At 69.7% G+C, this 26,314-nt stretch carries 19 protein-coding genes and 5 pseudogenes; 16 read left to right on the top strand and 8 right to left on the bottom strand.

What is annotated here, in order from left to right; genetic code table 11:
- The 4 genes from IG08_RS0142380 to IG08_RS0142395 all read left to right on the top strand — a co-directional run.
- Window positions 1-261, top strand: a 261-nt coding sequence (locus tag IG08_RS0142380) for a DUF4872 domain-containing protein (RefSeq protein WP_030616241.1), incomplete at its 5' end; no start/stop codon positions are given.
- A gap of 330 nt (window positions 262-591) precedes the next feature.
- The gene (locus IG08_RS0142385) at window positions 592-1,971 is read left to right on the top strand and encodes a DUF3500 domain-containing protein (protein WP_234343105.1); all 1,380 of its coding nucleotides are present in this window, start codon (window positions 592-594) and stop codon (window positions 1,969-1,971) included.
- 313 nt (window positions 1,972-2,284) lie between these two features.
- Entirely contained in the window at window positions 2,285-3,286 is a 1,002-nt protein-coding gene (locus IG08_RS0142390; RefSeq protein ID WP_030616247.1) for a carboxylesterase family protein, read from the top strand.
- Between the two features lie 57 nt (window positions 3,287-3,343).
- Window positions 3,344-3,991 (top strand): hypothetical protein, encoded by a 648-nt coding sequence (locus IG08_RS0142395; RefSeq protein ID WP_030616250.1) that lies wholly within the window; start codon window positions 3,344-3,346, stop codon window positions 3,989-3,991.
- A 253-nt stretch (window positions 3,992-4,244) separates the two neighbouring features.
- On the opposite strand, the gene dctA is transcribed toward IG08_RS0142395, so the two are convergent.
- From dctA to IG08_RS0142410, 3 genes are all read right to left on the bottom strand, one after another.
- A complete protein-coding gene (dctA, locus tag IG08_RS0142400) occupies window positions 4,245-5,612 on the bottom strand; it encodes a C4-dicarboxylate transporter DctA (protein ID WP_052425092.1) in 1,368 nt (455 codons plus the stop codon).
- A gap of 195 nt (window positions 5,613-5,807) precedes the next feature.
- On the bottom strand, window positions 5,808-6,863 hold the full coding sequence (locus IG08_RS0142405) for a tartrate dehydrogenase (protein WP_030616258.1): 1,056 nt from the start codon (window positions 6,861-6,863) through the stop codon (window positions 5,808-5,810).
- A gap of 72 nt (window positions 6,864-6,935) precedes the next feature.
- Entirely contained in the window at window positions 6,936-7,820 is an 885-nt protein-coding gene (locus IG08_RS0142410) for a LysR family transcriptional regulator (RefSeq protein WP_043456564.1), read from the bottom strand.
- Between the two features lie 219 nt (window positions 7,821-8,039).
- On the opposite strand from IG08_RS0142410, the gene IG08_RS0142415 reads away from it, so the two are divergent.
- The 3 genes from IG08_RS0142415 (at window position 8,040) to IG08_RS0142425 (ending at window position 10,371) form a co-directional block, all read left to right on the top strand.
- Window positions 8,040-8,423 carry a nuclear transport factor 2 family protein gene (locus IG08_RS0142415; protein ID WP_052425093.1) on the top strand — a complete coding sequence of 128 codons (384 nt, stop codon included), beginning with the start codon at window positions 8,040-8,042 and terminating at the stop codon, window positions 8,421-8,423.
- A 77-nt stretch (window positions 8,424-8,500) separates the two neighbouring features.
- Complete coding sequence (locus tag IG08_RS0142420) at window positions 8,501-9,346, top strand: SDR family oxidoreductase (RefSeq protein ID WP_030616264.1); 846 nt, start codon at window positions 8,501-8,503, stop codon at window positions 9,344-9,346.
- Between the two features lie 119 nt (window positions 9,347-9,465).
- Window positions 9,466-10,371, top strand: a complete 906-nt coding sequence (locus IG08_RS0142425) for a helix-turn-helix transcriptional regulator (protein ID WP_043456558.1) — start codon at window positions 9,466-9,468, stop codon at window positions 10,369-10,371.
- Window positions 10,372-10,382: 11 nt separating this feature from the next.
- Here IG08_RS0142425 and IG08_RS54940 read toward each other — a convergent pair.
- The 4 genes and pseudogenes from IG08_RS54940 to IG08_RS0142440 all read right to left on the bottom strand — a co-directional run bounded on the left by IG08_RS54940 (window position 10,383) and on the right by IG08_RS0142440 (window position 13,125).
- A pseudogene (locus IG08_RS54940) lies at window positions 10,383-11,380 on the bottom strand (alcohol dehydrogenase catalytic domain-containing protein).
- A gap of 82 nt (window positions 11,381-11,462) precedes the next feature.
- Window positions 11,463-11,878 (bottom strand): annotated as a pseudogene (locus IG08_RS0142435) ((R)-mandelonitrile lyase).
- Between the two features lie 37 nt (window positions 11,879-11,915).
- Window positions 11,916-12,113: pseudogene (locus IG08_RS57915) on the bottom strand (carboxymuconolactone decarboxylase family protein); the annotation flags it as partial.
- 25 nt (window positions 12,114-12,138) lie between these two features.
- On the bottom strand, window positions 12,139-13,125 hold the full coding sequence (locus IG08_RS0142440; protein WP_030616276.1) for an aldo/keto reductase: 987 nt from the start codon (window positions 13,123-13,125) through the stop codon (window positions 12,139-12,141).
- 182 nt (window positions 13,126-13,307) lie between these two features.
- Here IG08_RS0142440 and IG08_RS0142445 point away from each other — a divergent pair, with 182 nt between their 5' ends.
- The 8 genes and pseudogenes from IG08_RS0142445 to IG08_RS0142480 all read left to right on the top strand — a co-directional run bounded on the left by IG08_RS0142445 (window position 13,308) and on the right by IG08_RS0142480 (window position 20,821).
- Window positions 13,308-14,210, top strand: a complete 903-nt coding sequence (locus IG08_RS0142445; protein ID WP_030616279.1) for a helix-turn-helix transcriptional regulator — start codon at window positions 13,308-13,310, stop codon at window positions 14,208-14,210.
- A 74-nt stretch (window positions 14,211-14,284) separates the two neighbouring features.
- Window positions 14,285-14,662 (top strand): DUF2255 family protein, encoded by a 378-nt coding sequence (locus tag IG08_RS0142450; protein WP_030616282.1) that lies wholly within the window; start codon window positions 14,285-14,287, stop codon window positions 14,660-14,662.
- A 59-nt stretch (window positions 14,663-14,721) separates the two neighbouring features.
- On the top strand, window positions 14,722-15,864 hold the full coding sequence (locus IG08_RS0142455) for a low temperature requirement protein A (RefSeq protein WP_234343106.1): 1,143 nt from the start codon (window positions 14,722-14,724) through the stop codon (window positions 15,862-15,864).
- Window positions 15,865-15,971: 107 nt separating this feature from the next.
- Window positions 15,972-16,616, top strand: a complete 645-nt coding sequence (locus IG08_RS0142460) for a TetR/AcrR family transcriptional regulator (protein ID WP_030616288.1) — start codon at window positions 15,972-15,974, stop codon at window positions 16,614-16,616.
- A gap of 66 nt (window positions 16,617-16,682) precedes the next feature.
- Window positions 16,683-18,154: pseudogene (locus tag IG08_RS54945) on the top strand (MFS transporter).
- Window positions 18,155-18,179: 25 nt separating this feature from the next.
- A pseudogene (locus IG08_RS54950) lies at window positions 18,180-19,159 on the top strand (aldo/keto reductase).
- An 83-nt stretch (window positions 19,160-19,242) separates the two neighbouring features.
- Window positions 19,243-20,223, top strand: a complete 981-nt coding sequence (locus tag IG08_RS0142475; RefSeq protein WP_030616290.1) for an aldo/keto reductase — start codon at window positions 19,243-19,245, stop codon at window positions 20,221-20,223.
- A gap of 211 nt (window positions 20,224-20,434) precedes the next feature.
- Window positions 20,435-20,821: a nuclear transport factor 2 family protein gene (locus IG08_RS0142480; protein ID WP_052425095.1), complete on the top strand. Its 387-nt coding sequence runs from the start codon at window positions 20,435-20,437 to the stop codon at window positions 20,819-20,821.
- A 50-nt stretch (window positions 20,822-20,871) separates the two neighbouring features.
- On the opposite strand, the gene IG08_RS0142485 is transcribed toward IG08_RS0142480, so the two are convergent.
- A complete protein-coding gene (locus IG08_RS0142485; protein ID WP_052425096.1) occupies window positions 20,872-23,076 on the bottom strand; it encodes a sigma-70 family RNA polymerase sigma factor in 2,205 nt (734 codons plus the stop codon).
- Window positions 23,077-23,324: 248 nt separating this feature from the next.
- Here IG08_RS0142485 and IG08_RS60350 point away from each other — a divergent pair, with 248 nt between their 5' ends.
- Window positions 23,325-25,982 carry a pectinesterase family protein gene (locus tag IG08_RS60350; protein ID WP_199821031.1) on the top strand — a complete coding sequence of 886 codons (2,658 nt, stop codon included), beginning with the start codon at window positions 23,325-23,327 and terminating at the stop codon, window positions 25,980-25,982.
- Window positions 25,983-26,314 lie beyond the last annotated feature (332 nt).

Here is a 26,314-nt window from a genome sequence, read left to right on the forward strand (position 1 = left end):
AGGGCCGGCACCGGCGGTGCCCTGTTCCGCAATCTCTACCGGGACTTCCTCGCCGAGTGTGCCCAGCTGATCGACAGCAGCCACCTGCGCACCGGCCACAGCCTGTATACCGAGGCCGCCACCCTCTGGACACAGGTGGCCGCACTCATCGCGACAGCAGGCGAATCCGGCGACGCGAAGAACCTCATGCAGGCCGGCTCCATCCTCCACGAACTCTCGCGCATCGAACGCGACGCGATGCAGGCACTCAGCATGCTCTAGCTAGAACGGGGCGGCCTCCTCGGTGAGAACGTGTGGCCTCCGCCAGGCGCTCGTTCAACACGCCGGTCTCACGCCGGAGTTCGGCTGCTGCGTCCCGCGCTGCCGCGTACCAGGGGGTGACCAGCGGGGGTGTGACAGGGCCCCCCTCGACGCGCATGTCGCACCGGCGACGGAGAGACACTGGCGAGATGGCGCCCGAGCGGCACAACGGCGGCGACGAACTGGCCACGCTCGCCAGGGGCAGGTGCAGCCCACACCTACAGACGATCTATAGGTCATGCACAGGTTCCTGCCATGCTCCTGATAACTGTCAACGACATTGTCAGAGATATGGATGACATGACACGGGGACACAAGCCCCGCACCCCCGGTGCCCACCGCTCCCGCCGCTGGTTCATGAACAGGGCCATGCTCACCGGCGGCGTCTCCGCCGTCGCTGTCATGGGTGGTTACGCCGCCTCTTCGGCCGGAGCCGAGACGACGTCGTCCACCGACGCGACGGCGAGCGCGTCACCGTCGGGTGCACCGACCGGCGCACCGCCCGGAGGCGGCGGCCAGACCGTCGCGTACGACGACTTCGTCGGCGTCACCACGGACGGCACAGTCGTCGACGACCTGTACGCGATCCACTCCACCCACGTCTCCACCGTCCCGGTGGTCCGCGCCGCGAAGGCCTTCGTCGACGCCCTGACCGACGACCAGAAGTCGGCCACCCTCTTCGATGTCGACTCCGACCAGTGGCTCGACTGGACCAACGTCGACTCCAACAACCGCGACGGTGTCGCCCTGCGCGATCTGACCGAGAAGCAGTACGCGCTCGGCATGCGGCTACTCAAGGCGTCCCTGTCGGCCCGCGGCCTCAAGCAGTCGAACCAGATCCGCAAGATCAACCAGTTCCTCGGCGAGTACACGGGCGACACCTCGAAGGCGCTCAACGAGGACGCCTACTGGTTCACGATCATGGGCACCCCCTCAGTGACCGAGGCCTGGGGTTTCCAGTTCGAGGGCCACCACCTCGTCATCAACTACTTCGTCCTCGGCGACCAGGTCGTCATGACGCCGACCTTCATGGGCTCGGAGCCCACGAAGATCACGTACGACGGCGTCGACTACCACCTCTTCAAGGAGGAGACCGCCGCCGGCCTCCGGCTGCTGCGCTCGCTGAATGACACCCAGCTCGCCGCCGCGCTCTCCACCGCCGCCAAGACCGGCGAGGACTTGATCGCCGGCGCCGGCAAGGACAACGGCGTCATCCCCTACGCCGGCCTCAAGGGCTCGGCCCTGACCGGTCGTCGCCAGGAGCAGCTGCTCCTCGATCTGGTCGAGGTGTACGTCGGCAACATGGACGAGGGCCACGCTCAGGTGAAGATGCGCGAGGTCGAGAAGCACCTCGACGACACGTACTTCTACTGGATGGGCGAGTACGAGGACGACTCGGCGTTCTACTACCGCGTCCACAGCCCCGTGATCCTCATCGAGTACGACGCCGAGCACGCGCTCGCGTACCACGGCGACAAGGACACCAGCTCCGCCTCGGCCACCGCGTCCGCGTCTGCCTCGGCGAGCGCGAGCGCGGGCCCCGGCCCGGGCGGCGGCTCCCAGGGCGACCCCACCCCCACCACGCAGCACATCCACACCATCGTCCGCACCCCCAACGGCAACGACTACGGCGTGGACCTGCTCAAGCTCCACCGGGACACCGACCACTGATGGTTGCCCGCTCCCGCGAGACCCGCGTCATCGGATGATGGCGCGGGCCGCTCACGCCGAGGGCTGACCGGATTCGGGCCTCACGCGCTGGTGGGCGTGCTCAGCAGCGGACATGGGGCGGGTCTGTCCGGGGCGTCATGCGGACGGCGGTCCCTGGCTGGTCGCCGTGAAGGTGACCCTGCGAGAGCCTTCAGCCGCTCCAACTCCGCCATCGCGACACCATCGCCGCCCAACCGCCCAACCGCCCAGCTTCACAGGTGTTGCAGGGGCTGGTCACATCCGACGGAGCGGTCCCGTCCATATCATCGCAGACATGTACAATACTCGCCTTCCTCGCCGCGGCTTCCTCGCCGGAACGCTCGGCCTCGCCCTGTTCGGTGCCGCCGCCTGCGGGAACTCGTCGAACACCTCGACCGGCTCCGCCGCGTCCACCAGCGGCACCGCGACCGCCGCCGCCACGACCGGACGCGAGGGGACTCCGAGCCTCCAGAGCCTCACGTCGGAGGTCAAGGGCAAGTTCAAGCAGTACACCTACAAGGACTCCAAGACCGGCCAGTCCCTGCCCTACAACCTGTACGTCCCCGCCGACTACGACGCCGCCAAGTCCTACCCCCTGGTGCTCTACATCGCCGACTCCAGCCTCGTCGGCCAGGACGTGACGGTTCCGTTGTCGCAGTACGGTGCGTTGATCTGGGCCAGCGCCAGTGAGCAGGCCAAGCACGAGAGCATCGTGCTCGTTCCCGAGTACCCCTCGGTGATCATCGACGACCACGGCAGCTACACCACGAACGAGTACGTCGAGATGACGCCTCGCCTGCTCAGCTCGGTCGCGAGCAAGTACAGCGTGGACCCCGAGCGGATCTACGGCACCGGCCAGTCGATGGGGTGCATGACGGTGATGTACCTGGCCGCCAAGCACCCCGATCTCTTCGCCGCCGAGCTGTTCGTCTCCGGCCAGTGGGAGATCAGCCAGCTCACGAACCTGGCGAAGGAGAAGTTCTTCTACATCGCCGCCGGAGGCGACGACAAGGCGTCGGTCGGTCAGACCGAGGTCCAGAAGATGCTCAAGAGCGCAGGCGTCTCCTACCAGGCCGAGACCTGGGACGCGACCTGGTCCGAGGCGCAGTTCTCGGCCGCCGCGAAGGAGCTGTTCGCCGCGGGCGACAGCATCAACTTCGCGACGTTCAAGACTGGCACCGTCCTCGAGGTCTCGGGGGCGTCGTCCTCCGCGATGGCCGGCGAGCACATGGCCTCCTTCGAACCGGCATACGAGATCACCTCACTGCGCGACTGGCTGTTCGAGCAGAGCGCCTGACACCTCGGACAGCGCCACAGTCGCGTGCCCAGGTGCTCGGCCCAGAGGAGAACACCCTTGAGCAGAGCGATCACGCGATCCGGCCTGGCAGGCGCCTGCCTGTGCCTGGCCCTCGGCCTGACCGGCTGCGCTTCGACGTCCTCCACGGGAACCACGAGCACCGGCGCAGCGGCCGGCACCCCGGCGGGTGCGAGCGGGGCGCCGACCGCCGGTGCCACAACGTGCAGCACCGCAGCGGCCACGGACACCAGCGGAGTGTCCGCCTCCGACGCGGGCAGACGCGCCGAGGAGTCCTGGGGAAGCGGCAACTACGCCGACGCTCTGGTCTGGGCCAAGAAGGCCGCGGCCACCGCTGATGCCCGCGGGGAGCAAATCCTCGGCATCTACGGCGACGGTCTGTGCGCCAGCAAGGACTTCGTCACTGGTGAAAACCCGTTTCGTCGGTCTCTCTCCGTGGCGAAGGTGTGTGACGGCAGCCACAGCTCGTCCAAGCGCACGGCGCGTCGCACGATGGTGTCGGCGAAGCAGTCCCGCAGCATGGGCGTCCTGCCCATGCCGGGCGAGCCGTTCACCGCGAACAGCCTCTGGGAGGAGCCCAGTTCACTGGAGATGGTGTTCCTTCGGGGGCGACCCGTTGCCGGGCCGTCTGCGGATGGACCCGCAGATCGATCCGCGCCGCCGTGTCCACCGCGTCGCCCGGCGTGAAGTACATGGCCAGACCCGCTGCCGGGGGTCTTCCCGGGCAGCGAGCCCATCGACCGTGCCTTCTTGGCGGTCCTTCTCGCGGGAGTTCTCCTGAATCACCGTGAGTGATCAAGCCGCCTGGTGGGCCCGGCCGGACTCCTCCGGCCGGGCCCACCTTTGTGCGTACGCATGGGGCGTACGGCTCGCCCGGACCGCCGGCGCGACTGAGGGCGGTCCGGGACGTTCGGGTGCGAGGCGTCGGGACGCCTCGGGGTCATGCCTTGGCGAGTGCCGGTTCGGCCTCGATGTCGTGTGGCTGTGCCGGGGTGGGCTCGGGTGTTCCTGTGTGCAGGACGCGGTTGACGCGTGCGGTGTCGAGGACGTGTTCCCAGCGGGCGACGACGAGGGTGGCGACACTGTTTCCGGCGAGGTTGGTCAGGGCGCGGCACTCGGACATGAACTTGTCGATGCCGAAGATCAGCATGATGCCGGCGGCGGGCACGGTGCCGACGGTGGAGAGGGTGGCGGCCAGGGCGATGAACCCGGCGCCGGTGACGCCTCCGGAGCCCTTGGAGGTGAGGATCATGACGGCGAGCAGGCCGAGTTGCTGCCCGACGGTGAGGGGCGTGTCGGTGGCCTGGGCGATGTAGACGGCGGCCAGGGAAAGGTAGATGGAGCTGCCGTCGAGGTTGAACGAATAGCCGGTCGGCACGGTCAGACCCACGATGTCGCGGCGTACGCCGAGTCCTTCGAGCTTGCCCATCAGCCGCGGCAGCACGCTCTCGGAGGAGGAGGTGCCCAGGACGATGAGGAACTCCTCGCGCAGATAGCGCAGCAGCCGGAAGATGTTGATCCTGAGCAGGGCCAGGACGCCGCCGAGGACCACGACGACGAAGAACAGCGAGGTGCCGTAGAACAGTCCGATGAGCCGGCCGAGGCTGGTGAGGGTGGAGATGCCGTACTTGCCGATGGTGAAGGCCATCGCGCCGAACGCGCCGACAGGTGCGGCCAGCATGATGTAGTGCAGGATCTTGAAGACCACGGCGCTCAGCCGGTTGATGCCGTCGACGATCGGGACTCCCGTCGCCCCTACCGCTTTGAGCGCGATGCCGAACAGCACCGCGAAGAAGATGACCTGAAGGATGTTGCCTTCGGCGAAGGCTCCCACCGCGCTGGAGGGCACGATGTCGGTGAGGAAGTGCCACCAGCTCTGGCCCTCGCCGTCCTTGACGTACTGGGCGGCGTCGCCCGACAGGTGCAGTGCGCCGGGGTGGGCGTGGACTCCGGCACCGGGCTGGAAGACGTTGACAGCGATCAGTCCGACGGCCAGGGCGACCAGGGTGCCGGCCTGGAAGTAGACCAGGGACTTGAGGCCGACCCTGCCGACACGGCGCAGACTGTCGACCCCGCCGATGCCGGCCACGATCGTCAGAAAGACGATCGGCGTGATGAGCATCTTGATGGCGGATACGAAGGTGGTACCGACCGGCTCCAGGGCGACGCCGGCGCTCGGCCAGAGCCAGCCGGTCAGGATGCCGCAGACGATCGCGGTCAGGACCCAGAAGTACAGCTGCTTGTACCAGGGCTTGGTGGGTGGCGTGGCAAGGGACTGGCCGGGGGCGGGGGACGCGGTTGCTGCCATGGCGTTTCTCCTCGTCGAGGAACGTGGACGCAGCCGGGACGCGGGGCGGCCTTCCAGGCGTGAAGACCGGTGGGGAGAGCGCGGCTCGGTAGCGGACAGATGTGGGTGTCCGGTGATCGGCGCGGGACGGTCGTCCCGCGGTGGGCAGGCCGGGGCGGGGTCGTCCGTGCCGCCCTCAGCCCTGCGGGGGTTCGGTCAGAGGAGTTCGAGGAGCTTCTCCGTGAACTCGGTGGTCGTGGCGCTGCCGCCGAGGTCGGGGGTGCGGACGTCGGTTTTGGCCAGCACCGCGGCGATGGCGTCCGTGATGTCCTTGGCCGCCTCGGGGTGGCCGAGGTGGTCGAGCATCATGGCCGCCGACCAGATCGCGCCGAGCGGGTTGGCGATGCCACGCCCGGCGATGTCGGGGGCGGAGCCGTGGACGGGCTCGAACATCGAGGGGAACTCGCGCTCCGGGTTGAGGTTGGCGGCCGGCGCGATACCGATGGAGCCCGCCACGGCGGCGGCCAGGTCGCTGAGGATGTCGCCGAAGAGGTTGGAGGCGACGACCACGTCGAAGCGGGCCGGGTCGAGGACGAACTTGGCGGCCAGGGCGTCGATGTGCTCCTGGTCCCAGGTCACCTGCGGGTATTCGGCGCCGCGCTCGGCGACCAGCTCGTCCCAGAACGGCAGGGTGTGCACGATGCCGTTGGACTTGGTGGCCGAGGTGAGTTTCCCCGCGCGCTGTGCGGCCAGCTCGAAGGCGTAGTCGAGGACGCGGGTCACCCCGGCACGGGTGAACACCGCCTCCTGCACGGCCATCTCCTCGGGGAAGCCCCGGTTCAGCCGGCCGCCGATCTCGCTGTACTCGCCCTCGACGTTCTCGCGTACGACGACGAACTCCACCTCACCGGCCGCGGCGGCGCGCAGCGGGCTGTCGACGCCCTCGAAGACGCGGATCGGCCGCAGGTTGACGTACTGGCGGAAGCCGCGGCGGATCGGGATCAGCAGCCCCCACAGCGAGACGTGGTCCGCCACGCCCGGGTAGCCGACCGCGCCGAGCAGGATCGCGTCCTTGTCGCGCAGCTGGTCGAGCCCGTCCTCGGGCATCATCGCGCCCTCACGGACGTACCGCTCGCAGGACCAGTCGTAGGAGGTGTACGAGAAGTCGAAGCCGTGGCGGGCGCCGACGGCGTCCAGGACCTGCTGGGCGGGCGGCAGCACCTCGGCTCCGATGCCGTCGCCGGGGATGAGTGCGATGTGGTGGTGGGTCATGTGCCGATTGCAGCAATCAGGCCACGGGGCCGTCCAAGACGCTCTGCCGATCTGCCTTATAAGCCTGCCCTATCAGAGCTGGATAGCGTCAAGTGCGCAGGTCAGGAAGGTACGGGCGGCTGGGGACTGCTCCGCGCGGCGGCTGACCAGCGCGATCCGCAGCGTCGTCTTCGGCTCGATGTCCAGCACCAGTGCGCCGGCTCGCTCGGCCGTCGTGCGCCAGGACTCGGTGACCACGGCGAGCCCGACCCCCGCGAGCACCAGCGGAAGGATGGCCACCCGGTGCTCGGTCTCCGCCGCGATGCTGAAGCCGATGCCGCGCTCGCGCAGCGCGTCGACGTACGCGCGCATCCCGGTGCCCCGCTGCCCGACGATCAGCCGCTGCCCGGCCAGCTCCTCGCAGGCGACCGGCCGACCCGCCGGGAACGGCCCGTCGGGCGGGGTGACCAGCACGAAACGCTGCTCCCCGGCGGCATGTGAGATCACCTCCTTGTCGGTGAGCGGACCCGACGTCGCAAGGAGCCCCAGCTCGGCGGCGCCGGTGCGCACCATGTCGACGACATCGCGCGAGGTGAAGGCGGCCCGGATGTTCACCGACACCCCCGGATACCGGCCGCTGAACGTGCGGATCATCGTGGTCAGCGGCTCCACCGCCTGAGACGGCATGGCCGCGATGTCCAGTCGCCCCTCGCGCAGTTCGTGCACGGCCGCGACGCTGGCGCGGGCCGTCTCCAGGCTGCGCACAGCCGCCCGGGCCGGCTCGATCAACGCCGTCCCCGCCTCGGTGAGCACGGCCCGACGGCCGATCCGGTGGAACAGACTGCTGCCGAGGTCCCGCTCCAGCGTCTGAACGGCCTGGGAGAGCGACGGCTGTGACAGGTACAAGGCCGACGCCGCCCGGTTGAAACCCCCGTGATCCACAATCGCGAGGAAGTACTCCAGCTGGCGGATGTCCATGACCACCATCCTGCGGTCTCTTCGTAGTGGGCCAACGATGTCGGTAGACACACGTTCCATGATCGCGGGCTGAGGGCCGGAACAGTGGGGGGCCCTGTCACTCCCCGGCTCACTGCGGCCTGCCACCGGAAAGGCTGAGGCCCAAGACTGGACGGCGTACCCCTTCGAACGGGCCGACACCGCGTACGGGAAGGGGTGCGGGGACAGAAAGGAACCGCGATGGGCACGCAGTCCGACGCGCAGGGCCGCGAGGAGGTCGTCCGGGCCTGGCGCGCGCATGTGCGGGCGCTCACCGAGGGCGACACCGAGGCTCTCGAAGACCTGCTGGACGAGGGTTTCACCCTCACCCACATGTCCGGCTACGTGCAGCCGAAGGAAGAGTGGCTCGCGCAGATGCGCGCGGGCTGGTTCGACTACCACGACGTCGACGAGAAGAGCGTGTCCGTCGAGGTGACCGGCGGCACGGCCCACCTGGTCGGACGCACCGTCACCGACGCCACCGTCCACGGCGTCCGCGCCCCCTGGCACCTGCAACTGGCCTTCGACTACGCCCGCCGAAGCGGCACATGGACTGCGTTGCGGGCCATCGGCACGAGCTGGTGACCACAGCCCGGCGAAGCACCACACAGCTGCAGAGCGACAGAGCCAGGAACCACGGAACACAGGAAAGGGAACCGCACATGAGTGACGAAGCCAGGGCCGCCAAGGAAGTCGTCGTGGTCATCGGGCCAGGGAGCATCGGCCAGGCGATCGCCCGCCGGGTCGGCTCCGGCCGCACCCTGCTGCTCGCCGCGCACAGCGAGGAGGCGACCAAGGCCGCCGCCGAGCAGCTGCGCGGCGACGGCTTCGAGGTGGACGTCCAGGCCACCGACATCTCCGACCGTGCCGCCGTCGAGGCCCTGGCCGACAAGGCCGCCGGGATGGGCCCCGTCACCCAGGTGATCCACGCGGCCGGCGTCTCTCCCACCCAGGCGACCATCGAGCGGGTCATGGAGGTCGACCTCGCCGGCACGGCGTACATCCTGGACGCGTTCGCCCGGGTCGTCGCACCCGGCGGGGCCGGCATCGTCGTCGCCAGCATGGCCGGGCACCGGGAGAGCCCGTACGAGCGCGAGATCGAGCAGGCGCTCGCCACCACCCCGACCGACCAGCTGCTCGCGCTGCCGTTCCTCGCCCCCGAGAAGGTGGGCTCCTCCGTGCACGCGTACGCGCTCGCCAAGCGGGGCAACGCGCTGCGCGTCGAAACCGCCGCCGCGGCCTGGGGCAGGCGCGGGGCCCGCGTCAACACCATCAGTCCCGGCGTCATCATCACCCCGCTGGCCCTGGACGAGCTGTCCGGCCCGCGCAAGGAGTGGTTCGAGCACGTTCGCGAGGTGTGCGCCGCCAAGCGGTTCGCCACGTCCGACGAGGTCGGCGACGCCGCGGCCTTCCTCCTCGGTCCGCAGGCCGGCTTCATCACGGGCGCCGATCTCCTCATGGACGGCGGCGTGACGGCGGCCCTGCGAGTCGGCGACCTGACGATGTAGTCGTGACAGGTCGCCGGACGCGACGATGAACCTGCCGTGCAGGGGAGCCGCGTTCCAGGGTGTGACGGGGCCCCTCACGCGGCTGTCACGCCGGTCACACCACTGCCAGACTGGAACGCATGGTACGTGAGCAGCACAGCGGTGGCGGTCGCGACGGCGGTGGCGGCGGGAGCGAACTGGGCCGGTTCCTGAAGGCCCGCCGGGCCCGGGTGACCCCCGCCGACGTCGGGCTACCGCAGGGACCCGGTCTGCGGCGCACGCCTGGCCTGCGCCGCGAGGAGCTGGCCACCCTGGCCGGCGTCAGCATCGATTACTACACACGCATGGAACGCGGCAGGGAGACGAACCCCAGCCCGTCCGTCGTCGACGCCCTCGCCGCCGCGCTGCTGCTGGAGGAACCCGAGCGCCGGCACCTGCGCGACCTCGCCGCCTGCGCCGCCCGCGGCGCCGCCCCGCTCGGGACGGCCGAGGCACCCGCCAGGGGCGTGGATCCCGGCGTGGAACTGCTCCTGGAGAGCTTGCGCCCCAACCCTGCCCATGTCGTCAGCCGCACCATGGACCTGCTGGCCGCCAACCCCGGCGGGCTGAGGCTGATGGCCGGGCTGGAGGACTGGCCGGAAGGGCAGCGCAACATCGTGCGCTACGTCTTCCTCCACCCGACCGCCCGCGTCCTTTTCGAGGACTGGGAGAACCAGATCCGCGGCTGCGTCGCCCGCCTACGCACGCTGGCCGGCGTTGAACCGGACGCCTCCGACCTCACCGGCCTGGTCGACGAACTGCTCGCGAAGAGCCCGGACTTCGCCCGCCTCTGGGAGTACTACGACGTCAAGGGCCACAGCCACGGCCGCAAGACCTTCCACCACCCAGGCGCCGGCACCTTCACCCTCGGCTACCACTCCCTCCAGCTGGAGGGCGGCTCCGGTCAGCGTCTGGTGGCCTACCACGCCGTCCCCGGCACTGCGGAGTACGACGTGATGGTCCGGCTCGACCGGGAGCCGGCCGTGGCCGAGTCCGCCACGGCCTGACCCCGATACCGCTACGGCTTGACGAGAACCTTCAGCGCCTCACGGTCGGCCATCGCGCGGTATCCGTCCGGTACGGCGTCCAGGGCGACCGTGCGGTCGAAGACTCGGCCCGGCTCGATTCGGCCCTCCAGTACGTCGGGGAGCAGCTCCTCGATGTAGGCACGGGCCGGGGCGACGCCGCCGGCGAGGGTGATGTTGTTCATGAACTCCGGGAAGCCCAGGGGGACTTCGCCGTATTGCGGGGCGCCGACCCGGCTGATCGTGCCGCCCGCGCGGACCGCGCCGATCGACATGTGCAGGGCGGGCAGGGTGCCGACGCACTCCAACACGGTGTGGGTGCCGTCGCCGTCGGTCAGCTCCCGTACCCGCTCGATGCCCTCCTCGCCGCGCTCGGCGACGACGTCGGTGGCGCCGAAGTCGCGGCCCAGGTCGGTGCGGTCCTTGTGCCGACCCATCAGGATGATCCTCCCCCAGCCTTCGGTCGGGGGGACCCCCAGGCGCCGAGCCGCTTGGCGGCCAGGACAGCGGAGAGGCCGACCGCGCCGTCGCCGACCACCGTGACCGTCGTACGGGAGTCGACTCCGGCGGTGACCGCGCAGTGGTGGCCGGTGCAGAACACGTCGGACAGGGTCAGGAGCGAGGGCAGCAGGGCCGAGTCCTCGGCCACCGGCAGCTTGACCAGGGTGCCCTGCGCCTGCGGGACGCGCACCGCCTCGCCCTGGCCGCCGTCGACGCCGTCGCGCGCCCACAGGCCGCCGTGGCGGCACGAGGTGTGCAGGCCCTCGCGGCAGAAGTCACAGATGTTGTCGGACCACACGAAGGGCGCGACGACCAGGTCGCCGCGCTTCAGCCCGGACACCTCCGCGCCGACGTCCTCCACCACACCCAGGAACTCGTGGCCCATGCGCTCGCCGTGCCCGGAGGCGGGCATCGAGGCATACGGCCGCAGATCGCTGCCGCAGACGCAGGAGCGCAGGACGCGTACGACGGCGTCGGTGCGCTGTTGGATCCCGGGGTCCGGGACGTTCTCGACGCGGACGTCTCCGGCGCCCTACATCAGCGTTGCCCGCCTGGGGTCCTCCGAAGGGTTCTCAGCGGGTGGTGCTGCGGGGTGCGTTGTACTCGGCGTCGTCGACCTTCTCCAGCCAGGTGGTCTCGGGGCCGCCGTCCGGGCCGGTGCCCTCCCACATGGCGAGGTGCTGCACGAAGCGGTCGGAGACGGCACCGTGCCAGTGCTCCTCCCCGGGCGGGGTGTGGATGGTGTCGCCGGGGTGGGCCTCGATGACCGTGCCGTCGCGGGTACCGATCAGCGCGGTCCCGGAAACGATGTGCAGGGTCTGGCCCATCGCGTGAGAGTGCCAGTCGGTGCGGGCGCAGGGCGCGAAGCGCACCATGTTGGCACGCATGCGGGACGGCTCCTGGCCGGAGTGGATGACGTCGAACCAGACGTCACCCGTGAACCAGTCGGCCGGGGCTTTGGCCGTGGGTGCTGCTTCAGGATTTCCATCAGGTCTTCTGTCTCGTCCGTCTCGTCGCCGTACGGCTCACTCGCCGTCGGCGGCCCGAGCCTTGGCGTCGTTCTCGACGATGTCCTTCAGCTGCGTGATCGCGCTCATGGCACTGGGCCAGCCTGCGTGGAACGCGAGGTGCGTGATGGCCTCGACCAGCTCGTCCTTCGTCAGGCCGCTCTCCGGTGCGAGGCGCAGGTGGGAGCCCAGCTGCTCGGTGCGGTACAGGGCCGCCCCGGTTATGGCGGTCTCGGGCCGCTCAGCTGTGGTCGATCATGTCCATGTGGTCCTTGCCGAGGCGGTCGCCCACGGCCGGGGTGAGCTGGTCGAGCTTCTGGAGGACCTCGGCGGACAGCGTGATGCCGTCGGCCGCGACGTTCTCCTCCAGGTGCGCCACCCGGCGGGTGCCGGGGATCGGCGCGATGTCGTCGCCCTGCGCCACCAGCCAGGCCAGGCACAGCTGTCCCGGCGTGACGCCGACCTCGTCGGCGATGGCCTTGACCTCGTCGGCGACGCGCAGGTTCTGCCGGAACAGCTCGGGGTCGTTGAAGCGCGGCATGGTCGCGCGCAGGTCGACCTCCGGGTCGAACCAGTCGGTCGTACGGAAGCCGCCCGCGAGGAAGCCGTGGCCCAGCGGCGCCCACGGCACGAAGCCGATGCCCAGCTCCCGCGTCACCGGCAGGATCTCCGTCTCCGGGTCGCGGAACCACAGGGAGTACTCGGTCTGCACGGCGGTCAGCGGGTGTACGGCGTGGGCGCGGCGGATGGTGCCGGGGCCGGCCTCGGACAGGCCGAGGTGGCGGACCTTGCCCTCCTTGACCAGCTCGGCCATCGCGCCGACGGTCTCCTCGATCGGCGTGGCCGGGTCGACGCGGTGCTGGTAGTACAGGTCGATGTAGTCGGTGTCGAGGCGCTTGAGGGAGCCCTCGACCGCGGCCTTCACGGTGACCGGGCTGCTGTCGAGGCCCTCGCGGCCGGTGTACGACACGAAGCCGAACTTCGACGTCAGCACCACCTGCTCGCGGCGGCGGCCCTTCAGGGCCTTGCCGATGAGCTCCTCGTTGAGGAACGGGCCGTACGCTTCGGCCGAGTCGATGTGCGTGACGCCGAGGTCGAGCGCGCGGTGGATGGCGCGGATGCCTTCCTCGTTGTCGGCGTTGGCGCCGGTGTAGAGCGCGTTGATGGGCATCGCGCCCATGCCGATCTGCGTGACGTCCAGCTGTCCGCCCAGCTTGATGTGCTTCATGGTGACGGCTCCGTACTTCCGGGGAGGGGGCTACCGGGATGGCGATCCCCAGCACGCTCGACCCTCGCTGTGATGTGCTCGACGTGCCAGACCGCGCTGTGCCGGGGAGCCGTGTTCCGGGGTGCGACAGGGCCCCCCACGCCCCTACCGCTCAGGTCACCGGCCCTCGCACACTCGAAGCCATGACACGTGAGCAGCAGAGCGGGAGTACCGAGCTGGGGCGCTTCCTGCGCGCCCGCCGGGCCCGGATCACCCCCGCCGAGGCCGGTCTCACGGCCGTCTCGGGGCTGCGCCGCACGCCTGGGCTGCGCCGTGAGGAACTGGCCACCTTGGCCGGTATCAGCATCGACTACTACACCCGCCTGGAGCGCGGCAGGGAGACCCGCCCCAGCCCGTCCGTCGTCGACGCCCTGGCTCGCGCCCTGCTGCTGGAGGAGGCCGAGCACGAGCACCTGCGCAGCCTGGCCGCCCTCGCCGCCCGCACGGTGCCCGAGCAGCCGACGGCGCCCGGACGGACCGTGCGGCCCGGTGTGAAGCTGCTGCTGGAGGGCCTGCGGCCCCATCCCGCGCACGTGGTCGGCCGCACCAACGACCTGCTGGCCGCCAACCCGAGCGGGTTGCGGCTGCTCGCCGGCCTGGACGAGTGGCCGGCCAGGCAGCGCAACATCGCCCGCTACGTCTTCCTCCACCCCGCCGCCCGCGACCTGTTCCACGACTGGAACACCCAGGTACGCGGCTGCGTCGCCCGGCTGCGCGCCCTGGCGGGGACGGACCCCGACGCCCCCGACCTGACCCGGCTCGCCGGTGAACTCCTCCTCAAGAGCCCGGAGTTCGCCCGCCTCTGGGAGCGCTACGACGTCAAGGGAAGCACCCACGGCCGCAAGACCTTCCACCACCCCGAGGTCGGCGACCTCACCCTCGGCTACCAGTCGATGGAACTGGAGGGCACCCCCGGCCACCGCCTGATCGCCTATTACGCCGAACCGGGCACCCCCGATTACGACGCCCTCGTCCTGCTCGACCTGCTCGGCGCCGAGCCGTCCACCCCCCGGACGGCCCCGAACAGGGAAGCGTCAGCCGGTTGACCCCGTGCTGTTGCCGCCGCCGGCCGCGACGGTCAGCCTGAATCCGAAACCCTCACCGACCAGGGAAAACACTGATGACCACGACGTGGACGAGTGACGAGCTCGACAGCATCGAGCACGCCGAGGAACTGGAGATCGCGTCCCTTCGGCGCGACGGCTCGCTGAGCAGTCGGCGCACGATCTGGGTCGTCCGCGTCGGCGACGAGATCTACGTCCGCTCGGTCAACGGACCCGGCTCCGACTGGTACCGGGGCACCCGAGCCCACCGGCAAGGCCGTGTCCAGGCCGGCGGTGTGGACAAGGACGTGACCCTCGTCGACGCCGACGAGGAGGTCAACGATGCCGTCGACGCCGCCTACCGCGTCAAGTACGGCCACTACGCCGCGTACATCATCAAGGCCATCACCAGCCCCGAGGCGAGCTCCACCACGATGCAGCTCGTCCCGCGCTGAACGGGAACCGGCACCCGGACGGACCGGCCGGGGAGCGCACCGCGCCGCCCCGCGACCGGGTGACCACCTTCGAGCTCTTCTTCGACCTGGTGTACGTCATCACGCTCACCCGGGTCACCGCGTACATGGCCCACGAGCACACCGGTACGGGCGTACTGCACGGGGTGCTGCTCCTGGCCCTGGTGTGGTTCTCCTGGTCGGCGTACGCGTGGCTGGGCAACCAGGCCCGGGACGACCCCGGTGTCGTACGCGCGGGCATGGCGGTGGCGATGGCCGGGGTGTTCGTGTTCGCGCTGACCGTCCCCGAGGCGTGGCACGACCTGCCGGGGGGCCTGTACGGGCCGCTTGACCTGGCATGCGCCTACCTGGTCGTGCGGTGCGTGCACCTGGTCCTGTACACCGTGCTCGCCCGCGGCGACCGGGGCCTGCTGCGGCAGGTCGCGGTCTCGTGGCCGCCCGTACTGGCCGGTTCCGCCCTCCTGATCGCGGGTGCGGTCGTCGGCGGCGGGTGGCAGACGGCGCTGTTCGCGGCGGCGATCCTGGTCGACTGGGGCGGTGTCTACGTCACCTCCCGGCGGGGCAACTGGCGCATCCACAGCGCCGCGTACTTCACCGAACGGCACGAGCTGTTCGTCATCATCGCCATCGGCGAATCCCTGATCGCGATGGGCGCGGGGGCCACCGATCACCCGGTCGGCACACCGCTGCTGGCCGCGGCGGTCCTGGGGGTCGCAGCCGCCCTGGGGCTGTGGTGGCTGTACTTCGACATGGTCACCCTGAAGGTGGAACACACGCTGCACCGGACGCGGGGCCAGGCCCGCCTGAGCCTGGCCGTCCACGCCTACGGCTACACCCACTTCCCGATCGTTGCGGGCATCGTGCTCACCGCGCTCGGCGTCGAGGGCGTGGTCGCTCACGCGGACGACGGCAAGACACTCGGCGCCTTCTACGCCTGGGCGCTGTGCGGCGGCCCGGCCGTATATCTGACCGGGATGCTGCTCTTCGTCCGGATCACGATGGGGGCGTGGGGCGGATACCGGCTGGCAGCCCTGTGCCTTCTGGTCGCGGGGATCCCCGCGGCGGCCGCGCTGCCGCCGGTGGCAGCCCTGGCCGGCGTCGTCGTGATCCTGGCTGCCACGGCCACCGCCGAGACCCGGTGGTACGCGGACGTACGACACCGCGTGCGCGGTGCGCGGCCCTGACCTTCGCGAGAGACATCTTCACAAATGGGGAATTGCTCCCTGATTGAGGAGGTGTTTCCATAAATGAGGGGCTACTCCCCGGATAAGTTCTGAACGTAGGAGTCACCATGGGTGCCGAAGGCACTCCCACCCGGCGCCGTCGCGTCGACGCCACACACAACCGCGAACGGATCGTCTCCGCCGCCCTGGACGTGATGCTCGAACACGGCGCGGACGCGCCGATCGACAAGATCGCCCGCCGGGCCGAGGTCGGGAACGCCACGGTCTACCGGCACTTCCCGGACCGCGACGAACTCATCCGCGGCATCACCGTCGCGGTGACGGAGGAGACCGCCCGCTTCGCCGAGGAGGCGCTGGCCGAGCATTCGGATCCGGCCCAGGCCCTGCGTCGTTTCCTGCACCGGGCCGTGGACGGCCGCATCGTCGCGGTGAGCGCGGCGTTCGGCGGCTGGATCGACAAGGTGGATCCCGCGTTCGCCGCGGCGAGCGATCGCCTGCTGGCAAGCGTCCGCCGGATCGTCGCCCAGGGGCAGCAGGAGGGTCTGGTGCGCTCCGACGTCACCGACGCCGATGTCCTGATGGCCCTGTGGCAGCTCGCCAGGCCGCTCCCGGGAATCGAGGACCGGTACACGCACAACTACACGCACCGCAACCTCGACCTGCTGGTGGACGGCCTGTGCACCCCCGCCCCCGCGCGGCTTTCCGGCGTCGCCGTCACCTTCGACGACATGCACAGCGAAGCCGCCGGATAACCCCGCCCCCTTTCTTCCTTCTTCTTCACCGATTGACGAACAGTGAGTACCCCTGTGTCTTCTGACATGTCCACCAACCCCCGGCGCTGGAGTGCGCTGGTCTTCATCGCGCTGGCCCAGCTGATGGTCGTGCTGGACGCCACGGTGGTGAACATCGCCCTGCCGGCCGCCCAGCGCTCGCTCGACCTCTCCGACAACGGCCGCCTGTGGGTGATCACCGGCTACAGCCTGGCTTCGGCGGCCTGCTGCTCTTCGCCGGACGCGTGGCGGACCTCTTCGGCCGCAAGCGCGCCTTCCTGATAGGCATCGTCGGCTTCGCCGCCGCCTCGGCGCTCGGCGGCTTCGCCGTGAACGCCGGCATGCTGCTCAGTGCGCGGGCGCTCCAGGGTGTCTTCGGTGCGCTCCTCGCACCGGCGGCGCTGTCCCTGCTGACGGTGACGTTCACCGAGACGCGCGAGCGCGCCCGGGCGTTCGGCATCTTCGGCGCGATCGCCGGTGGCGGCGGTGCGGTCGGCCTGATCCTGGGCGGCGTACTCACCGAGTACCTCAACTGGCGCTGGTCGCTGCTCATCAACGTGCCGATCGCGGTCATCGTGGTCTTCGGCGCGATCGCCACCGTCCGGGAGCCGGAGGGCACCCGCAACCGCTCCCGCATGGACATCCCCGGCGTCCTGCTGGTCACCGCCGGCCTGGTCTCGTTCGTGTACGCCTTCACCCGCGCCGAGTCGGACGGCTGGGGCGACGCCGGCACCATCGGATTCTTCATCGCGGCCGCGGTGCTGCTGGTGGCCTTCGTGATCGTCGAGACCAGGGTTCAGGCGCCGCTGCTGCCGCTGCGCGTGGTCACCGACCGCAACCGCGGTGGCGTCTACCTCTCGCTCGGCCTGTCCGTGATCGGCATGTTCGGTGTCTTCCTCTTCCTGACCTACTACTTCCAGGAGGTCAAGGGCTACTCGCCGGTCGCCAGCGGCGTCGCGTTCCTGCCGATGGTCGGGAGCATGCTCATCGGCTCCACCCAGATCGCCCCCCGGCTGATGACCCGCGTCCCGGCCCGGTACCTCATGGGCCCGGGCTTCCTGGTCGGCGCGGCGGGCATGGCGCTGCTGGCCCAGATGAAGACCGACAGCTCCTACCCGGTGCTCATCGTTCCGGCCCTGCTGCTGCTCGGCCTCGGTATGGGAACCGCGTTCATGCCCGCGATGAACCTGGCCACGTACGGCGTCGAGGCACGGGACGCGGGCGTCGCCTCGGCGATGGTCAACACGTCCCAGCAGGTCGGCGGCTCCATCGGCACCGCCCTGCTCAACACCGTCGCCGCCAGCGCCACCACCTCCTGGCTTGCCTCGCACGGCAACAACCCGGACCTGGCACGCCAGGCCGCCGTCCACGGCTACGCGATGGCCGCCTGGTGGGGAGCCGGACTCCTGCTGGTCTCCGCCGCCATCGCCTTCGTGCTCATCAACGCCGGCCGGCCCTCGGACGCCCCCGGCATCAGCTCGGCGGAGGACGACACCCTCGTCCCCGTCATCGCCCACTGACCGGCCACCCGAAAGGAAAGACAGCATGCGTACCACCACACTCGGCCCCAAGGGTCCCGAAGTCGGTGTTCTCGGCCTGGGCTGCATGGGTATGTCGTTCGGCTACGACCCGAAGACCCCGAGGGACGACAACACGTCCATCGCGGTGATCCGCCAGGCGCTCGACCTGGGCATGACGCTGATCGACACCGCTGACGTGTACGGGCCGTACATCAACGAGGAGTTGGTGGGCCGGGCGCTGGCCGACGGGTACCGCGAGCGGGCGGTGCTGGCCACCAAGGTCGGGTGCTACGTCCCCGAGCCCGGCCCGGGTGTTCCCCCCCCATCGGCTTCAACGGCCGCCCCGAGCACGTACGGAAGTCGATCGACGAGAGTCTGCGCCGTCTCGGCACCGACCATATCGACCTCTACCAGCTGCACCGGGTCGACCCGGAGGTTCCGGTCGAGGAGACCTGGGGCGCCATGGCGGAGACCGTGGCGGCGGGCAAGGCCCGGCAGATCGGTCTGTCCGAGGTGACCGTGGAGCAGATCGGGCGGGCGCAGTCGGTGCACCCGGTGGCGTCGGTGCAGTCAGAGCTGTCGCTGTGGACCCGCGACGTCCTGGACGACGTCCTGCCCTACTGCCAGGAGCAGAGCATCGCCTTCCTGCCGTTCTCGCCGCTGGGCAGCGGCTTCCTCACGGGCCGGTTCTCCTCTTTCGACGACCTGCCCGAGGACGACGTGCGGCGCAGCCTGCCGCGCTTCCAGCAGGACGCGCTGCACGCCAACCTGGCCATCGTCGAACGGGTCCGCCAGATGGGCGAGGCGTACGGCGCGACCCCGGCCCAGGTTGCCCTTGCCTGGGTCATCGCACAGGGCCGGTACGTCGTCCCCATCCCCGGCACCAAGACCCCCAAGTACCTCGCCGACAACGCCGGCGCGGGCGACCTGCGGCTGAGCGAGGCCGATCTGGCCGGACTCGACGCCCTGCCCGCACCGCAGGGCACCCGGTTCCCCGAGCACTGACGCATCACCGTCAAGCAACGTCTGGTCAGCAGTTCGGCAGTTCGGCAGTTCGGCAAAAGACGAAAGAAGAGAGAAGCAGAGAAATGGAATACACCCGTCTGGGAACCTCGGGCCTGAAGGTCAGCCGCATCGCGCTGGGTTGTATGAGCTTCGGCACCCCCTCGGAGTGGGCACCGTGGACGCTCGACGACGCGGGTGCCGAGCCGATCTTCCGGCAGGCGGTCGAACTCGGCGTCACCTTCTGGGACACGGCCAACGTCTACGGGATGGGCACCTCGGAGGAGATCGTCGGGCGTGGGTTGAAGAAGTACACGAGCCGTGAGGACGTGGTCCTGGCGACCAAGCTGTTCGCTCCGATGCACGACGGTCCTGGAGGTTCCGGGCTGTCCCGCAAGGCCGTCATGGAGCAGGTCGACGCCTCGCTGCGCCGCCTGGACACCGACTACGTCGACCTCTACCAGATCCACCGTTTCGACCCCGAGACGCCGGTCGAGGAGACGATGGAGGCGCTGCACGACGTGGTGAAGGCGGGCAAGGCCCGCTACATCGGGGCGTCGTCGATGTGGGCCTGGCAGTTCGCCAAGATGCAGCACGTCGCGGAGGCCAACGGGTGGACCGGGTTCGTCTCCATGCAGGACCAGTACAACCTGATCCACCGTGAGGAGGAGCGGGAGATGTTCGGCCTGCTCGCCGACCAGGGCGTGGGCAGCGTGCCGTGGAGCCCGCTGGCCGGCGGACTGGTCGCCCGCCCGTGGGGTGAGCAGAGCACCAGCCGCGCCAAGAGCAATCCGGCCACCGACCAGCACGGCCGGCCGCTGTTCCTCGACAGCGACCGGCAGACCGTGGACGCGGTACAACGGATCGCCGAGGAGCGCGGGGTGTCGATGGCGCAGGTTGCCATGGCCTGGGTGCTGAAAAACCCGGTCGTCAGCTCCCCGATCGTGGGCGCCACGAAACCGCACCACCTGGCCGACGCGGTCACGGCCCTCGACATCGAGCTCACCGACGACGAGATCAAGTCGCTCGAAGAGCACTACACCCCGCGCGAGCCGACGTACTTCTGAGCGCGACCGACCTGGAGCCGAGGGCGTCGTGCAGCAGATGACCGCACGCGCTCTCCGTGGCTGAACCGCGCGCCGTGACGCCCTGTGCCGGGGAGCCGTGTTCCGGGGTGCGACAGGGCCCCTCAGTCCGCTGGTCCGCAGGTCACGGTCTGGTCAGACTGGAGGGGCCACCCCCGACGGACAGACAGAACCACCGCAGGACGGAGTCACCGTGGACAAGGCAACCGACAAGAACGCTCGCGACGAGGTCGTCGACGAGTACCGCGCCTACCTGCAGGCGATGACCGACGGTGACACCGACGCCCTCGCCACGATGCTCGACGACGGTTTCAGCCTCACCCACATCACGGGGTACGCGCAGCCGAAGGCCGAGTGGCTCTCTCAGATGCGTGCCGGACAGTTCGTGTACCACTCGGTCACGGAGAAGGACATGACCGTCGAGGTCGACGGCGACGCGGCCCGCCTCGTCGGCCGCATCGTCACCGACGCGACGGTCTACGGCATGCACACGAACTGGCGGCTGCAGCTGTCCACGGACTACGCCCGAGGGAGTGACGACACCTGGACCGCGCTGCGCACCGTCGCCACGACCTGGTGACACGCCCTGGTGTGGTGCCCCGGCGACCGCCGGTTGTCGATCCGTGGTGATCAGGGCGCCAAGGTGGCGCCGATCGCGGGGTTCCTGGTGTTGCTGAGGAAGGGCGTGGAGGGCAGCTGTCCCTCCCGGCCGCGGTCGGCGGTCGCCGATGTCGCGTCGGTCAGGTGCAGTGCCGCCGTCGTCCAGCCCGACTGGTCCCAGGAGTTGGCCGTGTGCTGCGCCTGGCTGCCCAGCCAGTCGTCGGGGTTGTTCGCCAGGGCGAGATTGCGCTGAAGGGTCGCGGCGGACGAGAGGAAGGCGAATCCCGCCTGTCCGTTGCGGAACGCCGTGTTGTTGGTGAGCCGGGGGGCTCCCGCATTGCCCACCTCGGTGAAGCCGAAGCCGGCGTTGTCCCAGGCCGCGCTGTCGGAGGCGCTGTCGGCGGTCTGCAGCCCAGAGTCGTCGCCGAGTTTGAAGCCGCTGCCTCCGCCGGAGAAGGTGGCGATGTCCCAGCGGTTGACGCCGTTGCCGAACGACCAGGTGTGGTCGACGGCCACCGCCCCGGTGAACCCGCTGAGGTCCACTCCGTCCCCCGAGTTGTCGTACATCCGGCATCCCCGGATCCGGTTGTCCGTGCCGGAGCCGAACATGAACGCGAGACCGTCGGCGTATCCGCCGTCGGACCCGGACTCGTGATTGTCGAAGAAGTCGCTGTCGAGCACCAGGTTGTCGTCCGTTCCGGTGCCCCGGAGCAGAAGTCCGCTCTGGCCGTTGCCGTGGACGCTGAGCCGGGCGAAGACGTCGTTGTGGCAGGACTCGCAGACGTACGGGGCGCCGGGAGCGTTGACTATCGCGAATCCCTGCACGGTGACGTACCCGCCGCTCTGGGCGATGAACCAGTCGCCGGCCGGGATTCGGGACCCGTCGAGCACGGGCCGCTCATTACGGTAATTGCTCACCTTGATCCGGTGTCCCGCGGTGCCAGAAGCCTTGATGGAGATCGTGGCCTCGGGGTGGTACGTGCCTCCGCGAACGGCCACCGTCTGGCCCGGCTCGGCCTTGGCGACGGCGTGGGTCACCGTGGCGAAGGGTCGGGCGAGAGTGCCGGGATTCGTGTCGTCCCCGTCGAGGGCCACGTAGTAGTCGGCGGTCGCGACGCCGGAGTAGGCGCCGGGTGCGGTCTCCGGGGACGGCGTCCGCGTACTCGTCGTGGGTGTGGCCGCGGGGCTACGGCCGGGCAGGGACGGGGCGTTGCTCGTCGGTGCCGGGCCCGGCACCGATGGAGCGGAGTGCTGGTCGGGCAGAGGCCCCAGATAGATCGCGAGGCCGATGGCGGCGGCGAGCGCCCCGCTGCCGCCGACGGCCACGGCCGTCTTCGGCGAGACCTGTCCCAGACCGTGCTGGATGGTGTGCAGTAGCGAAGCAACCGGCCCGGGGTTCGCGCCGTGCGGGCCGACGAGGGCCGGGATCCGGGCCGCCAGTACGGCCGGGACCGCCAGTGCGCCGATCCGGATCGGCAGGTCGTCGATCGAGCGTCGGGCGCCGACCGCCGCCGCGCATTGCGGGCATCCGGCCAGGTGGCGGCCGAGCTTGGTCAGCCGCCGTTCTCCGGGCGCGGTCGCGCCGCCGCCCGCGAGGGAATCGAGCTCGGGGCACCGCGGCCGGGCCCGCCAGGCGGCGAGCACATCGACGGCGAGGGCGAGCTTGGCCTTCATCCGCTGAATGCGTACCGCGGTGTGCGGAACGCTCAGGTGCAGTGCGTCGGCGACCTCGGCGCGGGTCAGCTGCCCGGCGGTCTCCTGCCACCACAGGGCCAGCGTCTGACGTTGGTCGTCACCGAGCCACCGGCTGGCTTCCAGCAGATCGTCACCGGCCCGGGCCAAAGTCTGTCGATCGACGGCGAGTTCGGCCAGGTCGCGGGCGGGATCGGGGACATCGGCCACGTCGGCCAGGGGCTGCTGACGGGCCACCACGGCTTTGTTCCGCCGTCCGTGATCATGTATCTGCCGGATCGCTATGGCGACGATCCAGGACCGGAACCGCTCGGGTTCCCGGAGCCGGGGTAGCGCCCGCATGGCGGACAGCATGGTCTCCTGGACGACGTCGTCGACGTCCGCGTGCCCGTGCAGACCTCGCCCCACGATGTTGTAGACCAGCGGCAGATACTCGCTGAACAGGGCGGCCCGTGCGCGGGGGTCTCCCGATCGGGCGGCGTTGACCAGGTCGGTTCCGGACAGATGAGTCGCAGTGTCAGCCGTGGGCCGTACAGAAGCCATGCGCAAAGCACCCTCACAGAGTGATCCCTCAGCGGAAGGCGCTCATGATGGCACGGGCTGCCGACGGGGCAACCCCAGGGCCCAAGTCGAGCCGGGTGGGATGTCCGCGCGAAATTCATGGCCCGAACGCGTTATGAGCCGTCGAGCCGAACCGTCTCCGAAATGGCAACGGAGAAAGGATCGGCATGAACGTGAGTCGGCACAAACGGGACAGACGGACCCGGTGGCCCATCGCGGCGGTGGGCGGCGTGTCCGCTCTCGTCCTCGCGGGAGTCGGTTTCGCTACGGCGGCCACCGTCGGGGCGGGATCCGGTGACGGGGCGTCCGGCGTCAAGGCCGGCACCTACAACCTCGCGGTCGCCAAGAGCGGGTTGTGCATGGATCTCGTCGGGGGCAGCGCGTCCAGCGGGGCGCTGGTCCAGCAGTGGGGTTGCAGCCAGGGGCAGAGCAACCAGCAGTGGACCCTCGTCGACCGGGGATCGGGCAAGTTCAACATCAAGTCCGCGGCCAGCGGCATGTGCCTCGACGTTCCGGGCGCCTCCACCGCGAGCGGCACACGGCTGCAGCAGTGGGGCTGCGGGACCGACCAGGCCAACCAGTTGTGGAAGCTGAAGGCGACGCGGGAGAACACCTTCCAGATCGTCAACGTCAACAGCGGCCTGTGCGTCAGCGACGCGAAGGCGAGCACCGCGCCCGGCGCCGCCGTCATCCAGGAGACCTGCACCACCAACAGCAACAAGCGCTGGTCGCTGACCGCAGTCGGCACGACCTCGAGTTCGCCCAGCGCCGCGACGACCACCTCGTCCTCGTCCTCTTCATCGTCCTCAGGTACGACGATCACGGTGGCCGCGGACGGTTCCGGTGACGTCACCACCGTGCAGGCGGCGATCGACAAGGTCCCGGCGAACAACACCAAGCCGGTGACCGTCGCCATCAGGAAGGGCACCTACCGGGGCGTCTTCACCATCCCGAGCAACAAGCCCTACGTGACGCTGAAGGGCCTCGGGGCCACCGCCTCCGACGTCGTGCTCGTCTCCAACCACGGGGCGAGCACCAAGAAGTCGGACGGGACGACGTACGGAACCTTCGGCAGCGCCACCGCGTTCGTCGACGGGCACGACTTCTCGGCCTCGAACCTGACCGTCTCCAACGACTACGACAACACGGCCGGCACGAGCCAGGCGGTGGCGCTGAGCCTGTCCGCCGACCGCGCGGTCCTCACCGACGTCCGGATCCTCGGCCACCAGGACACCCTCCTGGTCAACGACTCGGCACGGGCCTACTTCCAGAAGTCCTACGTGGAAGGCACCGTCGACTTCATCTTCGGCGGCGGCATCGCGGTCTTCGACCAGAGCGAGATCCACCAGCTCGGCAACGGCGGTGTCATCACCGCGGCCAGCACGCCGGCGAACCGCGCCTACGGATTCCTCTTCTACAAGTCGAACATCACAGGGGACGCGGCCGGCGGGAGCGGCGACCTCGGTCGCCCGTGGCGTCAGGACGCGCAGGTGCTCTACCGCGAGTCCACGCTCGGGGCGTCGGTCGACACCGGCCAGCCCTGGAGCGACATGTCCAACTCCCTGTGGAAGAACGCCCGGTTCAGCGAGTACAAGAACACCGGGTCCGGGGCGGCGGTCAACTCCGACCGGCCGCAACTGAGCGCCTCGCAGGCGGCGAACCACACTCCGGCGAAGTACCTGGCGGGCTCGGACGGCTGGAACCCGATCACCACCGCCACGACGACGAGCCCGGCATCCGGCACGGTCTGCAAGCCCACCAGCTACGGGGCCAAGGCCGACGGCAAGACCAAGGACACCGCGGCCCTGCAGAAGGCGATCAACGCCTGCGCGGGCAAGGGCACGGTGGAACTGACCAGCGGCAAGTACCTCTCGGGCGCCCTGACACTGGCCGGCGACCTCACCTTCACCATCGACTCCGGAGCGACCCTGCTCGCCTCGCAGGACCCGGAGGACTACCCCCTGTCGGGAACGACGAGGGCTCCGCTGCTGGCGGCGCACGGCGCGAAGAACCTCACGATCAGCGGTGCGGGCACCATCGACGGCCAGGGCGCCCCGTGGTGGGCCAAGACCTGGGAGGCGATCAAGGCAGGCCAGACCCAACCGTCCCGCCCCGGCCTGATGTTCATCAACAACACCTCGAACGTGAAGATCACCGGGATCACGTTGAAGAACGCCCCGAACGTGCACATCACCCTCAAGAAGGTGACTACGGCCTCCGTCGACAGGATCACGATCTCCGCGCCGGACGACGCTCCCAACACCGACGGGATCGACGTGTGGTCGTCCTCGGGTGTCGCGGTGACCAACAGCCTGATCGACACCGGGGACGACAACATCGCCATCAACTCCTCGTCGGAGGGGGCGTCCCATGACATCTCGCTGAGCAACTGCACGATCCTGCACGGTCACGGGCTGTCCATCGGCAGCTTCACCGGGGGCGGCGTCTACGGCGTCAACATCCACGACAACACCCTCAAGGGCACCACCTCCGGGATCCGGATCAAGACCGCGCGGGGCCGTGGCGGCGAGGTCCACGACATCACGTACAAGAACCTGACGATGACCGATGTGCCGACCCCGATCCTGATCACCGGGTACTACCCGTCGGTTCCCGCGGACGGCGACGCCGCGCAGGCGGTCACCAGCACCACCCCGAACTACCACGACATCACCATCGCCAACGTCACCGCGACCGGCGCCAACACGGCCGGGCAGATCGTGGGCGTGCCGGAGCGGCCGATCACCGGGCTGACCCTGTCCTCGGTGTCGATCAGCGCGAAGACGGGGCTGACCGTGCGCAACGCGGCGGTGGCCACGACCTCCACCACGATCAAACCGGCCTCGGGCTCGGCGTACATCGTGCAGAGCAAGGCCACCGTCAAGTAGCAGCGAAGCGTTTTCCTCTCACCGGTCGGGGCCGGGCCGGGCCGATCGGCCCGGCCCCGACCGGCCCACCGTCGGCCTCGGGCTGACCGGGCCTCTCCTTCCTCCCACCGCCGAGGACGACCGCACCACCCACGTGACCGGGCGTCCCGAGCGTGGCCGAGCAGGAGGACGGGCCGGACGAGTTAAAGAGGGGCACGCACGGGAAATGAAGTGAACGAATTTTCTGAGTATTCGCTCAATGTGGTGGCCAACGTCGAATTCTTGTGCTGCAAGCCCATCCTTGTGTGACCGTGGCGGCGCAACTGGTGGCCAGGCTGCCGCCGGCGCGCGTA

It is taken from the genome of Streptomyces fulvoviolaceus (assembly GCF_000718165.1).
Classification (GTDB): domain Bacteria; phylum Actinomycetota; class Actinomycetes; order Streptomycetales; family Streptomycetaceae; genus Streptomyces; species Streptomyces fulvoviolaceus.